A 19,956-nucleotide genomic window follows, 5' to 3' on the forward strand; every position below is an offset into this window, starting at 1 on the left:
CGCAGATCATATTCAAAATTACACATTTCTTTCTAAACGCAAGTCCTTTTCACACTTTTTTAGCCGTTTTGGCGCAAAACCATGCGTAAAGTGTGTCGGCTCTTTTGCTGAAGTAAGACTTCTTTTCCGTCGGTAAGTTGGTCAACGGTTTTTTCGTCGTAATGTCTGATGGTGAGCAACTCAACCGATTCGTTGTATCTGATTTGGTAGTTCATCTGCATTAATTCTCTGAATCGCTCAAACTTTTGCTCATCTCGATCGACACAGACCGAAAAGCTGATGGCAGAGTTCTGCATAAGATTCACGGAGATTCCAGAAGATGTGAGTGCCTCGAAGATATCTCTGAGGTTCGCTTCTACGATGAAGGAGAAATCGCGTGGCGAAATACTGATCAAGACTTGGTCTGGCTTGAAGATGTACATTGGCACGTAGTGCTTCACCTCCGTTCCAGCAGCAATGGTAGTTCCTGGGTGATCAGTATTGACAAAAGACTTCACGTAAAGTGGAATCTCTTTGTTCTGCAATGGCTTGATTGTCTTTGGGTGAATCACCGAAGCGCCGTAGTAGCTCAATTCAATGGCCTCACGGAATGATAGGGCCTTCACCTCCACGGTATTATTGAACCACTTGGGATCAGCGTTCAACATTCCTGGAACGTCTTTCCAAATAGTGAGCGATCGAGCATTCGTTAAGAACGCGAGGATAGCTCCAGTGTAGTCTGAACCTTCTCTCCCGAGTGTGCTCGTATTCCCTACGTTACTCTTGCCGATGAAGCCTTGGGTGAGCACGAATTTGCGCACGCCTTCTTCGTAGTGGGCAGCAACAACATCAGCGTTCTGCTTGCTGCGTTCCCAATCTACATTCGCTGATCGGTGAGAAGAATCTGTGACGATTACGTTTCGCACGTCGAGCCATTCGATGGGAAGCTCTTGATGTTCGAGGTAAGCGGCTACCAAACGCGTTCCAACGAGCTCTCCGAAAGGAACGACACGATCATAACTAAGTGCCGTGTTTTGACCCGGGTCACCTTGAAGTGTCTCTCCTAATTCATTGATCAATTCGTCAACCGGTATCAAGAGTTCAGCTGGAATCCCAAGCGATTCCGCGATAGCGTGATGAAACGAACGGAACTCATTAAGCAAGTCATCGGTCGGTTCACCAACAATCCATGCTCGCCAAATCTCCTCGAGGTGATTGGTCATCTTACCCATCGCTGATTGCACCAATAGCACATGTTCATCCTGCGCTTCTCCGAGGATTTTTGCAACGTTCTTCACGGCATCAGCATCTTTCACTGATGCACCACCAAATTTGTATACGATCATATTACTTCTCTTGCGCAAAGCGCTGAATTTCTTCTCTTACAATCTTGCAATTCAGCCATTCTTCTTCAAAAACCACTTTGTACTTTTTGTAGAATTCAATGGCTGGTTCATTCCAATCCAAAACTTGCCATTCTAAACGATGAACCCCTTTCTCTTCTGCTATCAGCAGTAGTTTTTCTAACAACTGCGCACCAATTCCGCGTCGACGAAAAGGCTCTCGAACGATCAAATCTTCCAGGTAAAGTGTAGGCCCTTTCCAAGTTGAATAGCGCGGATAGTACAGAGCCATTCCGATAACCTCACCACCGGCCTGCGCCACCAGGGCTTGGAAGTAAGAGGTATCACCAAAGCCGTCATTTCTAAGGCGTTCAGCCGTCAACTCCACCTGATCTAAGGCTTTCTCATACTCAGCCAACTCACAAATCATCGCGTGCATGGCTTCTGCATCGCCACTATTAGCTTGTCTTATCTGAATGGCATCACTCATAATGCGCTAAACTAAAGGCTTTGCTCGTTGGTAAATCATGGGCTTAACTATCTTGTGCGCATGAATTATGTGGATATCGTCATCGGGATCATCCTTCTCTCCGCCGCATGGACCGGCTACAAGAAGGGATTCATCATTGAGGTTCTCTCGCTCGCCGGATTAGTCCTCGCGATTTACGGCGTGATGCACTTGTCTGATGAGTTGGCATTTATCCTCGAAGACACTACTGAACTCAACGAGCAATACATCCCCATCATCGCTATAGCTGCGGTTTTCATTGTGATCGTTGTGCTGGTAAACATGGTCGCCAAATCGATCTCTAAACTACTTGACATGGTTGCCCTCGGCTTCCTCAACAAGATTGCCGGCGCCATTTTCGGACTCGCTAAAGCTGCACTCATTTTAAGTGTCTTCCTCATGCTCGCTCGTCCCTTCACTGACCGACTCAGCATCATCCCCAAAGACATCAAGGATGAATCAATGCTGTATGAACCCCTAGTCCAACTCGCTCCCTCTGTACTCCCCTTCGTCAAAGACAGCGAGGTCTGGAAATTTTTAGAGGAAGAATTAGGGTTAGAAGAAGAAGGAGAGGGAGAATTAGAAGGAGAAGCAGAAATAGAGATCTAACGGACGCCGGAAGCCGGACGCCGGAGCAAATAAGCCTTAGGCCCTAGGCCATAAGCCCTCTAAAGGTATTCCTGAAGCTTCGCCGCCAGCTCCTCGGGAGAGTATGGCTTCAACAAAATATCGGTCATTCCTGCTTGTTGGCTGCGGTCTTGAACTTCACTTCGCATAGATGCGGTAACGGCTAGGATTGGCACATTTGAGTAGCTACCTCCTAGTTGTCGGATATTCCGAGTGGCAACGTAGCCATCCATTCCTGGCATTTGGATATCCATCAAGACAATGTCGAACTCGTTTTCTTGAGCAATCATCAAAGCTTCAATGCCGTTCGATGCCAACTCAACGTCAGCACCCCACTCGCCTATAAATCGCTTCAATAGGAGCTGATTTACCTCATTGTCTTCCACGGCAAGTATTCGCTTTCCGTCGAAGCTTACACTTGAAATCTTTTTCTCTGGCATCTTCACATCTACAAGTGGTTCACGCTGAATGCTTCGTCCGAAGTTCGCATCAAAGTAGAACTTGGAGCCTTTTCCGGCCTCGCTTTCTACTTTCAATTCTCCACCAAAGAGCTCAACGAGGTTCCGAGTAATGGCGAGGCCGAGGCCTGTACCACCAAACTTTCGCGTTGTGCTGCTACTTGCTTGCGTGAAGACTTCAAAGACTGAGTCTATTTTATTCTGAGGGATGCCAATACCGGTATCCTCCACACTGATACGAACCCTTACGTCGTCACGATTGTTCTCGACCAGTCCGAAGCTCAGCTTCACTTCTCCATGGAATGTGAATTTCAGTGCGTTGCTAATCAGGTTGTTCAACACCTGTTGCAGCCTGAGTTTATCGGAGAATAACTTTTGCGGAATACGTTCATCGAGTTCCACTTTCAAATCGATTCCCTTCTGTTCTGCTTGCGGACGGAAAGATTCAATGATGCGTTCAGCCTCGCTTGCGAGGACAAGCTTTTCTTTGGTCAACTGCACATGTCCAGCTTCAATCTTCGAGAAGTCAAGTACATCATTGATCAATCCCAAGAGGCTGTTCGCGCTGTAGAGTAGCGCTTTCATGCTCTCCAGCTGATCTTCACGAGGATTTTCATCAATCAACAAGTGGGTCAATCCGATCACCGCATTTAAGGGAGTGCGGAGTTCATGACTGATGGTACTCAAGAACTGCTGTTTTGCCAAGGTAGCAGCCTCGGCATTTTGCATTTCAATTTTCAGCTGACGTTCGATTTCCTTGATCTTGGTGATGTCACGCAAGGCACCGTCGAGATGAATTTCACCGTTCTCGTCTTCGTTTTGCGACACACTCAATAGTCCCCAGAAAATGCTTCCATCCTTCTTCTTGAAAAGCACCTCTCGGTTCGTGATTCGTCCGGCTTCCGTCAGCTCGAGTACCAGCTCTTGGCGGGCTGCTGGGTCCACGTACATCACCGAGGCATGAATATCCTTCATCTCCTCCGGGGCGGTGAACCCAAACATATCAGCGAAGGCCTGATTCACATAGCGGATATTTCCGTCGGCAGTGCTTCGGTAAAAACCTTCTTGAAGTGATTCATTAATGGAGTGAAGTACGTCGTTGGCTTCTTCACTAAGGCGGATCTTCTCGCTTCTCAAACTCCATATCACCATGGCCAAGGCCTCATGATTCTCTCGAAATGGAAATACTTGAACGCGGTACCACTTCCCTTCGGTGATGGAGCCTGCACGCATTTCAAATTCAAAGGAATCACCAGCATGCACGCGATCTTCAAAATAGAGCTGGAGTTTGTTGTCTGATTGGCTTGAGTAAGACCAGATACTGTTGAGATCAGCATTAGCGTTGGCTACCGATTGTAAGGCCTTGAATGCATCATTGGTTTCTACAATACTGCCCCCTGGCCGCACTACGCAAGTAGGCAGGTGAGCGGAGAGCTTCTGTCCAATGTCGAAAGCCATATTAGCTTGCCAAAAAAGCCTCTTTCAACTGTTTGATCTTCTGCTCAAGGGATGAACGGTGAGCGTCATAGTCCCCTGCGAATGCCTCGTTCACAGAGAAATAGAACTTGATCTTTGGTTCAGTTCCTGAAGGTCTTGCCGTAACGATTGAATCGTCTTCAAGAACAAACTGAACCACATTCGATGAAGGCTGGTTAACGGTATCTGTTGTATTGGTGTTGAGGTCTTTAGCCTCAGAACTAAGATAATCAATTACGGTGGAAACCGCTATACCTGCCATTTTGGTTGGCGATTCATTGCGGAATCGCTGCATCATTTGCTGAATTTCTTCAGCCCCTGAAATACCTTCTTTCTTCAGTGAAACCAAAGCTTCGCGATATACACCGAGCTCTTTATGAACTGAAGCCAAGGCTTGTGGAATAGACATGCCCTGCGACTTAAACCAAGCCGTCATTTCGCAAATCATCGCAGCTGCCGAGACACCATCTTTGTCTCGGACGAAGTCACCAATCATGTATCCGTAGCTCTCTTCTCCTCCAGTAATGAATTTCTCTTCCGGCTCTTTCTCTCTGATCTTATCCGCGATCCACTTGAATCCGGTCAGGGTCTCGTAACAAGGAATCCCGAAGTAATCAGCAATCTTCTCAATAAGAGGGGTGGTTACAATCGTTTTCGCCACAAAAGCATTCGAGGGCAACTCCCCTTTGGCTTTCAATCTGCTCAATTGATACCAGGTGAGAAGCACTCCTGTATCGTTACCATTCAGTAGATCATATTTTCCTTGATCGTTGCGGCAGGCGATACCTACACGATCTGTATCAGGGTCTGTTCCAAGAACAATCTCTGCTCCGATCTCTTCTGCCAGCGCCACTCCCATTGACAATGCCTCTGCTTCTTCTGGATTGGGAGACTCAACGGTTGGGAATTCCCCACTCACAACAGCTTGCTCTTTAACAAGCTGAACGTTGTTAAATCCAATACGCTTCAAGGCATCAGGAATCAAGGTAATTCCCGTTCCGTGCAGTCCAGTATATACGATTGGAAGGTCTGCTTGACTGGCAATGACTTCCTTTTCGATGGCATTATTTTCAACTTCTTGAAGGAAACGATCATCCATATCATCTCCGATGATTTGGACGCGGTCTCCAGCATCTCCTCGCTTCACTTCTGATTGATCTGCAATGGCACGAACGCGCGCAATAATCGCCTTGTCGTGTGGTGTTACGATTTGTCCGCCATCTTCCCAATACACCTTGTAGCCATTGTATGCCGGTGGATTGTGACTTGCAGTGATTACAATTCCTCCCTTACACCCTAACGAACGCACAGCGTAGCTCAATTGAGGTGTTGGTCGCAGTTCCTTGAACAAGTGCACTCGGAATCCATTTGACGCCAAGATATCTGCCGTTTCTTCAGCGAATTCACGGCTGTTGTTTCGGCAATCGTGTGCAATGGCAACGCCGTGTTCTCCTTCACCGAATGACTCACGGAGGTAATTGGCGAAGCCTTGTGTGGCTGCACCTACCGTGTAACGATTCATTCGATTAGAACCAGCACCCATGATACCACGGAGTCCTCCGGTTCCAAATTCAAGGTCTTTATAAAATGACTCCTTCAGAGCTTGTGGATCATTCTGCATCATATGCAGCACTTCCTGACGAGTTGTTTCATCGTAAGGAGCTTTTGTCCATGACTCGGCCTTTTCAACGAGGGCCTGATCGAGAGAGGTCAGATCTTCATTCATAGTTAAGACAGCTTTCTAAAGACTCGCGCCAATGCGGAATCTGAGGAGCGAAGATAGTTTCGATTTTTCTGTTGTCCAGTTTGGAGTAGGCCGGACGCTCTGCCTTGGTCGGAAAGTATTCAGAATCAACGGGGTGTACCTGCGCTCTTTTTCCAGTGAGCTCATTCACCGCTGTAGCCAGGTCAAACCAGCTAGCTTCCCCATGCTCGCTGTAGTGATAAAGTCCAGGCTCACCTCCCTCAAGGGCGCACTCCAATAAGAAGCGACCAAAGGTCAAGGCCGAAGAAGGTGATGCGATTTGATCATTCACCACATTCACCTCATCGCGGGTTCCGAAAAGGTGATTCATGGTTTTTACAAAATTCTTCCCGAACGGACTGTAAAGCCAAGAAACCCTGAAGATCAGCGCATCACTTTTTAAATCAAGAATCCCCTGTTCCCCAGCCAATTTTGAAGCGCCGTAGACATTTAAGGGTGCGGTTCCGTCCTGCTCAGTGTACGGTCTGCTTGCTTTTCCATCGAACACATAATCAGTGCTGATGTGTATGAAGCGCTTGTCGCGTTCCGCCGTTAGGCGAGAAGCTAAAACAGCTGCAGAATCATTAATGGAAAAAGCCGCTTCGCGATGGTCTTCAGCGCCCTCAACATCGGTATAGGCGGCGCAATTGATGACCACATCAGGGTCAATATCATCTAGCTTCTCTCGCCATTCATCAGCATTCGAAATATCAAGCGACTGACGATCAAGGAGAAAAAGTTCGTGTGACAACGACTTATTGACCACAGCAAGGCTCTGAGCTAATTGGCCATTACTACCGGTGACTAGGATTCTCTTGCTTTCCATCCGTTTCGAAAGGTACATAAAGGAAATACCATGGGGATGATCAACTGACAGAGATGTGCGGAGAATTCTTACAAAATACTCGCCCAATTGCTCACGTGTCTAGGCATCCTACCCACGTAGTTTTGTATGAGTAGAATGTTGCATTGGCAGCATTCATTCATGAGAGGTTGATTATTCGTGAGGTTGAATAATTTAAGTTAGGAAAAGGGGCGGGTTCGCCTGTCCCTTTATTCTAAGATTAAGTATTACCTTGCTAGAGCTCTCTCTATCATTTAAGTAGGACGAATATGCAGAACGAATTCACGGAATTCAGTTTTGAAAAAATAGAGGAACTGACGGGCAATGACCCGCAGGCCGTGAAGCATTTTAGTGAGCTATTTATTTCACACACCATCGGTAAAGATTTACCTAAACTGGTGGCAGCCGTTGAAGGCAATGAAATGAAAGAAGCTGGCGAAATTGCTCACCGAATGAAAGCAAGCATTGACTTGTTTTCCATCACCGAAGGTGGCGAAAGGATCAGAACGATCGAAGGAGCCTGCCAGTACCCTGATGGCAAAGCAAGAGCAACAAACGAGATCATACAACTACAAGAAATCCTCGACCGCGTGAAAACCAGCATCGAGGGTAGCATACTGTAAACGTTCAAGTGGTGACCATACGATAAGTTATGGCACATCAATTGAAGAAACAGCAGTCGGACAGTTCAGAGAACTGGATCAACTTCACATTCCTAATTGGATTTGTGGTAGTCATGGCGTCAGTCATTGCCTTCCGTAATCCACTTATGTCGCTAATTCCTGTTGGAGTCGGCCTCGTAGGTACCGCTCTTTGGTACTTCAAATGGCAGTACGACGAAGAGCTCCCGTTGCCAGTCTATCTGGTTTCGATTGTGATGATCAATGTCTTTGGCATCTTCTTTTACAAGGAATCGGGTCTGATATACCTCTATCCACTCGCGGCGGTGCACGTGCTATTGGTAGCGCGAAACACACTTAATGTAGTGGTTTGTATGGGTGCTGGATACATCTCCATGGTCGCCTATCTCTTCATTTCACCAGCGAGTTTAGCCACGACTTATCCTGGAAAAATTGTCACCTTCCTTGCTGGGTTCGTAGCCCTCGGAGGTTTGATCACGATGATTGCGTTACGCATGACTCAGCTTCAAAAAGAGAGTAAACACCACAAACACAATTACGATCAACTTAACACCTTCGTAGAATTCGTAAAAGAGTCTTCACTCTTGCTCCTTCGAGTGAATTCATCGGGTGAAATTTTGCTAATGAATAATGTGGCCCGCGCTGCGCTTGGAAACGAAGACAACGACAATATCAGCTGGCCTCCTGGATGTTCAGAAACGATCATGCAGGCATTCCGCCTCGGTATTCCTCAAGAGCTAACAACGTATCAAAATGGTAAGCACTACCAATTCAAGTTTGAGCCAAATCAAGAAGCCGACTACATCAGTGTTTACGGTGAAGACATAACAGAAATTCAAAAAACACGCGACCGTGTTGACGAGCTGAACAACGCGATTGAATTCGCTGCAGATGGTGTGGCCATCATTAACAAAAGTGGTGAGTTTACCTACCTCAACAACTCCTTTGCTTCTTTACTAGGGCATGTTGAGAAACCATCCCTTGATAGCCAAAGTTGGTTTGACTTGTGGGATGAAGATCAGTCTAAAGCATTCAAGGAAGAAGTATTCCCAGAAATTCTCCGTTCGTATGTATGGCGTGGTGAAAGTATTTGCCAGCGTATCGATGGAAGAACGGTTGAAGTTCTATTAACAATCACTCGAATCCCTGGGGGTTCTATGATCTGTTATATGCGTGACAACACCGCAGTGAAAGCATTTGAGCGTGATTTGATTGACGCGAAAGATGCAGCAGAAGCGGCTACGAAGGCGAAGAGTGCTTTCTTGGCAACAATGAGTCACGAGATCCGAACACCTATGAATGGTGTATTGGGTATGGCTTCACTTCTTTCTGCTACTGAGTTGAATGCAGATCAGCGAGAATTCGTAGAGACCCTTCAAGTCAGTGGAGAGAACCTACTATCGATCATTAATGAGATTCTTGATTTCTCGAAGATTGAAGCAGGAAAGATGGTCATCAGCGCCGAGCCTGTACCGGTTAACAAGCTGATTAAAAACGCCATGACCTTGAGCTCACACCGAGCTTCCACTCGAAATAACACCATTGTTTCGCACATTTCACACCGAGTTCCTGAAGTCATCATTAGTGATGCAGGTCGACTGTCGCAGATTCTGAACAACCTCGTTTCGAACGCCATCAAGTTCACGGAGGGAGGAAAGATCGAGCTCAATGTAGACGCGAAGGAACTTGAACACGATCAGTTCGAGGTAAGTATCGATGTGAAGGATACTGGAATCGGAATTCCTGAAGACAAATTAGCCACCCTTTTCGATTCATTCACGCAGGTTGATTCTTCGCTAGCGCGGAAATTCGAAGGGACTGGTTTAGGACTCGCCATTTGTAAAAAGCTCGCTGAGTTGATGGATGGAGATATTAAAGTAGAAAGCACCCTTGGTGAAGGATCTACCTTTACTTTCCGATTCATCACAACAGCTAAAAAAGGTGCCAATCCAGACACCCAGAAAGAGGTGATGGAACCAACATTGGACGGAACCCTTGCGAAAGACTACCCTCTCTCCATATTGGTAGCTGAAGACAACCTGATTAATCAACGACTAGCCATGTTTGTCTTAGAAAAGATGGGGTATAGTGTGGATCTTGCTTGCAACGGTAGGGAAGCCGTGGAAATGGCTCGCATCAATGCCTACGACATCATTTTCATGGACATTCACATGCCTGAAATGGACGGAATTGAGGCCTCAGGAATTATCACAACCGACGAGAGCATCGACACTCCATACATTGCCGCACTTACCGCAAACATTGCGAGTGAAAGCAAGAACGAGTGTTTCGAAGCAGGAATGTCTGAGTTCATTCTTAAGCCGTTCAAAAGCGGTCAACTCGAACTTGTGATTCGTAAAGTAGCCATGATGAAAGAGTCGATTGAGTAGAACCTAATCGCTTCATTGAGTGTTAGTAAACTCCTACCTTTGGCACACTTGTTGCTTTTAGAGAAGGAAACACTAGCGCCATGATACGACTCTCTTATTTCATAGCCTTTCTGTTACTCGCCAGCACTTCATTTGGTCAGTTCAACAATGGTAACCAACGCAATAACCAGCGTAACCAGCGTAATAACGTACGTCTGCGCACGCCATCTCTCAGCTTTGGGGTTATTGTAGGTCAACCAGAAGGCCAATTCGCAGCAAATTTTGATGGTACTCCAGCCGGTATCGGCGGACAATTCCTCGCTAACATGGGTCGCTCCCCTTTTGAGGTTGGAGCAGGATTCAACTGGATGAGCCGTGGATCTTCAAACGAAGATGTATGGATCGAAGTAGGCGAAGATGTCGAAGGGGACATGATCTTCCAAGAAGCCGAAATGGAGATCAATAGCAACATGTATACCTACTATGGTATTGGACGTTTCAAGCCTTTCGCAGGACGAATCCAGCCTTATGGTGATGTGATTGGCGGACTCCGCAATTTCTCTACAGTTACTGTAATCCAACCTGATGATGAGCAAAGCGAAGAAATTCGCGATCGCTACCACAATGACATCACTGTGGTTTACGGATGGGCTGCCGGATTGAAAATCCGTCTCACACAAAATATGCTCGTGGAAGGACGTTTCAGCAAACTCCAAGGAGGAAGTGTTGAATTCGTAGACCGCGAAACCATTGAAGTCAACGACGACGGCGACATTAGTTTCGACCGTATTTCAAGTCGTACGGATATGATGAATTTCCAGCTAGGAGTGAGCTTCGAGTTCTAAACTCGGAGCCCTCCTTCTGCTCTACCCTACAGACGCAATTCCCAAGTGCTGTAGGACATTTCTTAAACGGGGTTTTCACCCCAACTTCAGCACACTACAGACGTAACGAAAGTTGATAGCTAACATTTCGGATGCTCTCATGCTCCGAATTCAACGTCTGTATGATGAAAACACTTCAATTAAACGCGAGAATCGCCCATCTCGCAATGTCGATCTTAACCTTGGCGTTTGCCCTAGTTTCGACTGTCACCTTCGCTCAAAGCAGTGCTTTGGAAGGTACAGAGAGCAATGATCCAGAATTGATCTACCCTGGTCCGGAAGTAAGACAAGGGAAAGAAGCTGGAACGCTCGACATGACATATGTGACTGTTCAGAATAAATCGGCGGTGCCTGATATTACTGACATCCTTGAAGATGCGGGAAACCGTAGTTCAGATTGTTGGATCGATTTCGATCCGAACACCTGGACTGAGTTCCCAGAAAACGATGATGGTTCTCTTGGACCTATCTCTCTTCCATTTACCTTTGATTTGTATGGTGATCAATACACCTCGGTGTACTTGAACAACAACGGTAACCTGACTTTCGATAACGGTTACTGGTGGTACTCACCATCAGGTTTCCCAATCACCACTCCTATGATTGCTCCTTTCTGGGGTGACGTGGATACGCGTGATGCCAGTGGAGAGGTTTGGTACTATGTGACTGACCACGCGTTCTATGTGACGTGGGTTGAAGTAGGTCCATACTACTCATACGGCTCGTATAGTGATGGCCTTTTCAATTCCTTCCAAGTGGTACTCACTGATGGTACAGATGATGTGCTTGAACCAGGGAACAACGTTGGTTTCTTCTATGGTGACATGGGTTGGACGACCGGATCAGCATCTTCGGGTGTGGACGGATTTGGAGGATACCCTGCAACGGTAGGAGTAAATGCTGGAAATGGCACAGACTATATCCAGATCGGGCTATTCTCGCAAAACAATGATGACTATGACGGGCCTGACGGAAACGAAGATGGTGTTGATTGGTTGGATGATCAGTGCATCGAGCTCGATGTATCGAGTGCCTCGAACTTCCCTCCTGTAGCACAAAGCTTTCCAGACGGAAATGCCATTTCATACACGGAAGGTGGCTCAACCACGATTGAAGTTGGCTTCATCGGACCTGAATCAAACGAAACAGTCTCTATTGCTGTAGATGATCTCGGCAATGGCGGTAGCACAATCAACACGAATACTTCTGGAAATCCAGCGACGTTAAACATGACGTTTTCGGGACTTGCAGCCGGAACTTACACATACGAAATCACTGGTACAGACAACAATGTATCACCAGAATCAACCACCGTTACATTAACAGTTACGGTTGAAGAACCTGATTTCAATTGTGGAGATGACATCACCGTTGCTGATGCAGATGACAACTGTGAAGAAGATGTTACCATCACGGCACCTACCGCTGGAAGTCTTGTATATGGAACAGAATTCACTGCCAACTACCTAAACATGGACGGATCGAACGATTACGTGGCTATCCAAGACATGTTCTACCAAGGTTCTTATGCCGAGTGTACGGTTGAGGCTTGGATCCGAACGAATGAAGACGGAAACCAAGTTATCGCATCGTTTGACCGAAGCGACTATTGGCGACTTGAAGTCAACGGAGCCAGCGGAGGTACCGGAGAAATTGGCTGGGGTGTCAAAACCAATAGTGGTACTGGATCACTTTCGAGTACAACTCGTGTTGATGATGGGTTATGGCACCACGTGGTAGGTATCTATGACAATGGTTCGATGAAACTTTACATCGACGGAACATTAGAATCAAGCACAACCAAAGGAACCACTATGGGGTCTGGTAACACACGTTACGGATTCATTGGAGTAGGTTCAGAAGCAACATATTTCAACGGTTCACGTGGTCCTTCACAATACTTCGAAGGAGACATTGCAGGATTCAGAATCTGGAACCGTGCTTTGACAGAAGCAGAATTCGAGACGGCAATGTGTCCGGATGGATCAGACATTGACCTTCTTGTTGACTACAACTTCGTTGAAGGTACTGGAACGGCAATCAACGATGGCTCATCGTACGACTACGACGGAACCATGTATAACATGGATTCTGCCACTGATTGGTTATCCGGAAATCGTCCGGGGTGTTTTGATATCATCAACGACTTCAACAATACTGCTGATGCCTCTGATACTTATCCAGCAGGTGAAACAACAGTAACATGGACACTTTCAGACCCAACTGGAACAGTCTCTACATGTTCTCAGACCATCACGGTGAATTTGAGCGATCCAGAAATGATTTGTGAAAACGAATACAACGACTACATCTGGAAAGGAACAATTTCTGACGACTGGAATACCGCTGGCAACTGGTTTGATGGTGAGGTTCCTCCAACAGATGCGAACGTGACCATTGACACTGATACTTATGACCCTGTCATCGGTTCTACGGTGACACTCACCAACCTCTTGATCAAAGAAGGTTGTACCATCGACTTCAGCAGTAGTTTCGGAAACCTTCGATTGAAGGGAGACCTTGCTCATAACGGTGACCTTGAAATGGACGAAGGAAAGTTCACTTTCATGGGATCTGAATTGCAGCTGATCAAAGGAAACGAAATCCCAACATTCCACGACTTGCGTATTGATTCGGAAGATTCGCTTCGCTTGATGATTGACATCAAGTTGACAGGTGCGATGATGCCAGATGACGGTGTCTTTGATTGGGATGGACATGCGGTAACGCTCCTTTCTGACGATACGAATACAGGTAGTATTGGAGAGATCAAATCTCAAGCGGAAATCTTGGGAGATGAGATTACCTACAATCGTTACTTCCCTGCGGCGAGCGGTAGCTGGCGAATGATCTGTTCACCAATCACTAACGCCACCTTTGAGCAGTGGAACGATGATATCCCAACCACAGGATTCTCTGGATCGGATTACCCGAACTACCCAAGTGCGGAAGATCCGTGGAGTAATGTGCGTGTATATGACGAGACAGTGGTTGAAGGAGACCTTCACAACGGGTTCGAATCAGTGAATGCCATTACAGATGTAATTGGAAATTCACGCGGATACTTTGTGTACTTCATCCCTTCTCCAACACTGATTGATCTCATGGGTACATTCCATAAGGGAGATCTCACGTACACACTCACACAGACAGTATCGAATACTGGTGATTACAATGACGGATGGAACCTGATTGCCAATCCATACCCTTCGGCTATTGATTGGGATGACGAACTGGGGTGGTCAAAAACAGACCTTGACGATGCGATTTACGCATTCGACCCTATCAACGATCAGTACGGTTCGTACATCAACGGAATCAGTGTAGGTACACTTGACAACCAAGTAGCTTCATTCCAGGCATTCTGGGTGAAAGCAAGCGGACCAAACCCTGCACTTACAATCAACGAAAAAGCAAAAGTCAATACTGGTGGTGTCTTCATGCGCTCACAAGACATGAATACGCAGAGTATTGTACGAGTTAAAGTTCTTACCAACGATGAGAACAAGTATGATGAGACAGTTATCGGTTTCCACTATGGAGCAGATATCGGTTTCGATCCACACCTGGATGCATACAAGTTCTTCTCTGGTGATCCTGCCTTACCTAACCTGGCCACCGTGCCAGACACGGCGGTCCACCACCCTATGAGCATCACTATGGTTCCGGTTCCTGAAGAGGACATGGTCATTGACCTTCTTCTCAGACCGGGCCAGAATGATGTCCTTACGCTCAAGAACATCTTGGTCGATAGCTACGAAGGCAACTTGTGTTTCGTACTAGAAGACCGCGAGTTAAATACATTCCATCCATTCAATTTGGATGACACCTATGAATTCGAAGTAACAGAAGACATGGCAGAAGATCGTTTCGCGATTCACGTAAGCGCTCCTCTCGATGTCACACCGCTTGCTGAATCATGTTACGAAGCAGAAGACGGTACTATCGTTGCCCAAGGATTTGGTGATGCACCATGGACATTCACATGGTACGATGAAATGGGTACGGTTATTCGTGAAGTAGAGGATATGACCACAGCAGATACTGCTGAGGACCTACCTCCTGGTTTCTACGAAGTCATCGTAACCAACCAGAGCGAACAGTGTAACACTGCCTCACGCATTGTACAAGTAGAAGCAGCTCCACAAGAAACGATTGAAGCGACATCAAGCGTTGACAACTGTAATACTTCAGAAGACGGTACGATTACCTTCTTCGCCAGCGAAGATTACACATGGGACATCTCATTGACGAACTCTGAGGATGGCGAAACGATCAACCTAGAAGCCATCACAGGTGACTCTACATTGACGGATCTTCCATTCGGAGTATACACAGTAGACGTTGTAAGTAACTGTGGTAATGCACACGACATCGAGAATTTCGATCTACGTGATAACAACGCAGTATTCGCCGAGTTTGGAGCTAATTCAACCAACGTATCCCTGAACGATGGAGGTTCGATCTACTTCTTTAATAGTAGCTCAGACAATACTTCAAACGTGATGTGGGACTTCGGTGATGGTTCACTTGACTCATTGAATTTCGATCCACAGCACACCTTCACTGAAGCTGGTATTTACACTGTGAAACTGACTGCCATTAATGGCGATTGTGAAGACACGGCTGAAATGATGGTGACCATTACAGGAATTGCTCCTGGAACCGGCAACGGACAAATTGAAGACATGCTTGGCTTGACAGCGGAAGAAGTAGTTCAAACTGAATTCGAAGTCATCGTTACTGCTGAAAACATCAAGGTGACTCCTGAAGTAGCCGTAGATGAAGCAGTGGTTGTCACCGTATTCTCATTGAATGGTCAAGTCGTAATTGACGAACAATTCGGTAACCTACCTGAAGGTGGTATCGACGTGAACATTGGTTCTCTCCTCCCTGGGTTGTACACGATGAGTGTCACAACCGAGGCCGAAGTACTCCATAGCGAAGAATTTGCTAAACAGTAACTTAACCAAAGTTCTATATACAGAGAGACCGATGCCTGAGAGGGTGTCGGTTTCTTTTTACCCCCTCATTGCCTCTACAGGATCCATGCGTGCGGCTTTTACGGCGGGAGCAATTCCAGCGATTAGCCCAGATACTACAGCGATCACCATGGCAATGAAAAAGCGATTGAAGTGCATGCCCAAGGTGAATCCGATGTCGGCAAGGTTTACAATGAGTATTACAATCCATATCAGTCCGAGCGCCATCAACGCACCAAATACACAGAGGGCAATTGACTCGAACAGGAACTGACCTAGAATGAAGGCATTCTTTGAACCTAAGGCCTTCTGAATACCAATAATCCGGGTGCGTTCGCGAACAGAAACAAACATGATATTGGCAATTGAGAAACACCCTACGAGGATGGCAAAACCACCAATGAACCAACCTCCGATTTCCAAGCTGGCAAAAATTGAATCAAGAAAGGCAGTCAGGGAATCCATCTGATTAACTGCGAAGTCATTGTCTTCCTTCGGACGAACTTTTCGTACGGAACGGAAATTCTGAATCACCTCATCTTTCAGCATATCCATCGACACACCCTCTCCTGCTTTCACGAGGATAGAAGCATCTGCGTTTCTCACATTGATAATGCGATTCGAAAACTTCGCAGGCAGCATCACAATTTGATCAAAACCATCTGAGAACAGGGAAACCCCTTCGCGCTTGAAAGTACCCACTACCGTAACCTTCAGGCCTTTTACTTTCATGTCGTTCCCAATCGCATTTCCATTCGGGAACAGCATGTCTGCAACATCAGCTCCAATCACGGCTACGGGTCGACCGCCCTGAAACTCAATATCTGTAATGTATCGACCCTGGTCGATATTGATCGTAATGCACTTCTCGTAATCTTTGGAGACTCCGGCAATTTGCGCTGACTCCATGGTATTGCTCCCTCGCTCAGCTCGACCCATGGTTCCCGTTTGGAAAGCCACTGCCGCTGCGTTCACCATACGCTCTTCCAGCGCATCTTTATCTCTGATGGTTGGTTGGAGGCGTTGGAAGTACTCCCACCATTTATATTCACCATCAGCTTCTGGCCCCCAAGGCATGATTTGTACAAAGAGTACGTCATCGTTAATGATACTAAATGTACTCTTGAGGTTATCCTCCATGGAGTCTACCAAGGTGAACACACAGGTAATCACGAAGATTCCAACCATCACACCTAAAAGCGAGAGAAAGGTGCGCAGTTTGTTCGTGACAATCGCCTGCCAGGCGAATAAAAAGCTCTCTTTAAGAAGCCTGAGATAAAGCATATCGCAAGGTACACACAAAGCAGAGTGACCTCGGTTCGTTCGCCACATTATCTATCCGCTCAGCATTTTTCAACACGGCTTTCATAAAGCACACGTAACCACTACTTTTGCGCCTTCAAGAACCCTCATCTACTTTAAACAAATGGAAGGTCAAAAGCGTATCTCATCAGCGCTCATTTCGGTATTTCACAAGGATGGACTCGAACCGATCGTAAAAGAACTACAACGTCTAGGCGTAACTATCTACAGCACAGGCGGAACACAGAAGGCCATTGAGGCTATGGGAGCAGAGGTTGTTCCTGTAGAAGATGTGACTTCATACCCTTCAATTCTTGGAGGTCGCGTGAAAACCCTTCATCCAAAAGTATTTGGAGGAATCTTAGGTCGTCGCGAGCTAAGTGACGACACTGCTCAAATGGAGGAATACGAAATCCCAGCAATTGACTTGGTGATCGTTGACCTTTACCCATTCGAGGATACTGTAGCGAGTGGAGCTCCGCATCAAGATATCATTGAGAAAATTGACATCGGTGGAATCTCTTTGATTCGCGCAGCGGCGAAGAATTACAAAGACGTCGTAATCGTTCCTTCACAAGACAAGTACGCTCGTTTGCTCAACATCTTGGTTGATCAAAACGGTGAAACTTCAATGAATGATCGCAAAGAATTGGCGGCATCTGCCTTCAATATTTCTTCGCACTACGACACGATGATCTTCCGCTACTTCAACACTTCTGATGAGCCGGTATTGAAAGAAAGTCATGTGAACGGCACAGCGCTTCGTTACGGAGAGAACCCGCACCAGCGAGGTTACTTCTTCGGAGACCTCGAAGGGATGTTCGATCAGCTTCACGGAAAGGCCCTTTCATACAACAACTTGCTTGATATCGATGCTGCAGTATTGTTGATGAGCGAGTTCAAAGATGATGACCCGACCTTCGGAATTCTTAAGCACAACAACGCCTGTGGTTTGGCCACACGTAGCAACTTGAAAGATGCTTACGAGGCAGCCTTAGCCGGAGATCCTGTTTCTGCTTTTGGTGGAATTCTGATTTCAAATAAGCCGATTGATGTCGCTACCGCGGAAAAGATCAATGAACTCTTCTGTGAGGTAGTGATTGCTCCTTCTTACGAAGGGAACGCACTGGAAGTGCTTCAAGCGAAGAAGAACCGAATCATTCTTGTTCAAAAGCACTGGGATCTTCCTGAAACACAAATCCGAACTACCCTCAACGGATACTTGCTTCAAGATCGCGACACGCATACAGACGTTGCTGCTGGATTCAAGCAGGTAACAAAAGAAGGTGCCGTAGATCGCGAAATCGAAGACTTAGTCTTTGCAAATAAGTTGGTGAAGCACACAAAGTCAAATACAATTGTGTTTGCTAAAAACAAGCAACTTCTTGCGAGCGGAACTGGTCAAACCTCACGCGTAGACGCGCTGAAACAAGCGGCTGTCAAGGCAAAGTCATTCGGATTCGACCTCAGAGGAGCCGTAATGGCAAGCGATGCTTTCTTCCCATTCCCAGACTGTGTTGAACTTGCAGGTAACGAAGGAGTCAAAGCTGTCGTACAACCAGGAGGATCAGTGAAAGATCAGCTCAGCATTGACTACTGTGATGAGCATAAAATGGCGATGTTCTTTACCGGATACCGTCATTTTAAACACTAACACTGGAAAGTTAGCTACGAATTCAAGGGTGCGGTCGAGGGCATGCTTCAATGCATATATTTGCTACGAATCCGCATACTGAGCTTTATACAAGGGGAGAACCATGGGCCTGTTCAATTTTTTCATGCAAGAGATCGCCATCGATCTCGGAACGGCAAATACGATCATCTACTACAACGATAAAGTTGTTGTTGATGAGCCATCGATCGTTGCGAAAGACCGCGCTACAAGTAAAACCGTAGCCATTGGTCGCCAAGCGCAACAAATGCATGGAAAGACCCACGAAAACATCAAGACCATTCGTCCGCTGAAAGACGGTGTAATTGCCGACTTCCAATCTGCGGAAGACATGATCAAGGGGATGATCAAAATGATCAATAAAGGTCGTTCTTGGTTTGCACCTTCCCTTCGAATGGTGATTTGTATTCCTTCCGGAATTACAGAAGTAGAAAAGCGAGCGGTAAAAGACAGCGCTGAACACGCTGGTGCAAAAGAAGTTTACCTCATCCACGAACCTATGGCAGCAGCCATCGGTATTGGTATCGATGTGGAAGAGCCGATGGGTAACATGATTATCGATATCGGTGGTGGAACTTCTGAAATTGCAGTCATTGCCCTCGGTGGAATCGTAACTGATAAGAATATCCGTGTTGCGGGTGATGAATTCACCCATGACATTGAAGAATACATGCGTCGTCAACACAACATCTTGATCGGTGAACGTACTGCTGAGCAAATCAAGATTGAAGTTGGAGCTGCGCTTCCTGAGTTGGATGAACCACCAGCAGACTACGCCGTTCGCGGACGTGACTTGATGACGGGTATTCCAAAAGAGATTCACGTGTCATACTCTGAGATTGCGCACGCTCTTGACAAGAGTATCTCGAAAATAGAAGAGGCCATCTTGAGCTGTTTGGAGAACACTCCACCAGAACTTTCAGCTGACATCTACCGCACTGGTATTTACCTCGCAGGAGGTGGAGCATTGCTACGCGGTCTCGATAAGCGTATCTCTCAGAAAACACGCCTCCCGGTTCACGTTGCTGATGAACCACTTCGCGCGGTAGCGAAAGGAACAGCCATCGCACTGAAGAACATCGACAAATTCCAGTTCCTGATGCGCGAATAATTTGACTGAAGTCCAT

The 19,956-nt window shown here is 46.5% G+C and carries 13 protein-coding genes; 7 read left to right on the forward strand and 6 right to left on the reverse strand.

The features are described 5' to 3' along the window. Positions 1–59 precede the first annotated feature (59 nt). Together RA156_RS13450 and RA156_RS13455 are read right to left on the reverse strand one after the other, a co-directional pair. Positions 60–1,343, reverse strand: a complete 1,284-nt coding sequence (locus RA156_RS13450) for an aspartate kinase (RefSeq protein WP_306640785.1) — start codon at positions 1,341–1,343, stop codon at positions 60–62. After that, positions 1,327–1,812 (reverse strand): GNAT family N-acetyltransferase, encoded by a 486-nt coding sequence (locus RA156_RS13455; RefSeq protein WP_306640787.1) that lies wholly within the window; start codon positions 1,810–1,812, stop codon positions 1,327–1,329. Before RA156_RS13455 ends, RA156_RS13450 begins: the two co-directional genes overlap by 17 nt. Before the next feature lie 60 nt (positions 1,813–1,872). On the opposite strand from RA156_RS13455, the gene RA156_RS13460 reads away from it, so the two are divergent. Beyond that, positions 1,873–2,439, forward strand: a complete 567-nt coding sequence (locus RA156_RS13460; protein ID WP_306640788.1) for a CvpA family protein — start codon at positions 1,873–1,875, stop codon at positions 2,437–2,439. A gap of 59 nt (positions 2,440–2,498) precedes the next feature. On the opposite strand, the gene RA156_RS13465 is transcribed toward RA156_RS13460, so the two are convergent. Genes RA156_RS13465 through rfbD form a run of 3 tightly spaced genes read right to left on the reverse strand, consistent with a single transcriptional unit; the run spans position 2,499 to position 6,961 of the window. Beyond that, the gene (locus RA156_RS13465) at positions 2,499–4,373 is read right to left on the reverse strand and encodes a PAS domain-containing hybrid sensor histidine kinase/response regulator (RefSeq protein ID WP_306640790.1); all 1,875 of its coding nucleotides are present in this window, start codon (positions 4,371–4,373) and stop codon (positions 2,499–2,501) included. 1 nt (position 4,374) lies between these two features. Next, positions 4,375–6,117: a phospho-sugar mutase gene (locus RA156_RS13470; protein WP_306640791.1), complete on the reverse strand. Its 1,743-nt coding sequence runs from the start codon at positions 6,115–6,117 to the stop codon at positions 4,375–4,377. Beyond that, positions 6,110–6,961 (reverse strand): dTDP-4-dehydrorhamnose reductase, encoded by an 852-nt coding sequence (gene rfbD, locus RA156_RS13475; protein ID WP_306640793.1) that lies wholly within the window; start codon positions 6,959–6,961, stop codon positions 6,110–6,112. The genes RA156_RS13470 and rfbD overlap by 8 nt, the downstream gene beginning before the upstream one ends. A 287-nt stretch (positions 6,962–7,248) precedes the next feature. On the opposite strand from rfbD, the gene RA156_RS13480 reads away from it, so the two are divergent. From RA156_RS13480 to RA156_RS13495, 4 genes are all read left to right on the forward strand, one after another. Continuing rightward, positions 7,249–7,602 carry a hypothetical protein gene (locus RA156_RS13480; RefSeq protein ID WP_306640795.1) on the forward strand — a complete coding sequence of 118 codons (354 nt, stop codon included), beginning with the start codon at positions 7,249–7,251 and terminating at the stop codon, positions 7,600–7,602. A gap of 29 nt (positions 7,603–7,631) precedes the next feature. Continuing rightward, positions 7,632–10,010 (forward strand): PAS domain-containing hybrid sensor histidine kinase/response regulator, encoded by a 2,379-nt coding sequence (locus RA156_RS13485; RefSeq protein WP_306640797.1) that lies wholly within the window; start codon positions 7,632–7,634, stop codon positions 10,008–10,010. Between the two features lie 80 nt (positions 10,011–10,090). Continuing rightward, positions 10,091–10,834 (forward strand): hypothetical protein, encoded by a 744-nt coding sequence (locus RA156_RS13490; protein ID WP_306640798.1) that lies wholly within the window; start codon positions 10,091–10,093, stop codon positions 10,832–10,834. 161 nt (positions 10,835–10,995) lie between these two features. Further along, positions 10,996–15,837 carry a LamG-like jellyroll fold domain-containing protein gene (locus RA156_RS13495; protein ID WP_306640800.1) on the forward strand — a complete coding sequence of 1,614 codons (4,842 nt, stop codon included), beginning with the start codon at positions 10,996–10,998 and terminating at the stop codon, positions 15,835–15,837. A 57-nt stretch (positions 15,838–15,894) separates the two neighbouring features. Here the strand turns inward: RA156_RS13495 and RA156_RS13500 are convergent, their stop codons facing one another. After that, positions 15,895–17,139, reverse strand: a complete 1,245-nt coding sequence (locus tag RA156_RS13500) for an ABC transporter permease (protein WP_306640801.1) — start codon at positions 17,137–17,139, stop codon at positions 15,895–15,897. Between the two features lie 142 nt (positions 17,140–17,281). Between RA156_RS13500 and purH the strand changes: the two genes are divergently transcribed. Continuing rightward, a complete protein-coding gene (gene purH, locus RA156_RS13505; RefSeq protein WP_306640802.1) occupies positions 17,282–18,811 on the forward strand; it encodes a bifunctional phosphoribosylaminoimidazolecarboxamide formyltransferase/IMP cyclohydrolase in 1,530 nt (509 codons plus the stop codon). Positions 18,812–18,914: 103 nt separating this feature from the next. Beyond that, positions 18,915–19,940 carry a rod shape-determining protein gene (locus RA156_RS13510; protein WP_306640804.1) on the forward strand — a complete coding sequence of 342 codons (1,026 nt, stop codon included), beginning with the start codon at positions 18,915–18,917 and terminating at the stop codon, positions 19,938–19,940. The last annotated feature ends 16 nt before the right edge of the window (positions 19,941–19,956 follow it).

Origin of the sequence: Sanyastnella coralliicola, from assembly GCF_030845195.1 — a bacterium.
Taxonomy (GTDB): domain Bacteria; phylum Bacteroidota; class Bacteroidia; order Flavobacteriales_D; family Sanyastnellaceae; genus Sanyastnella; species Sanyastnella coralliicola.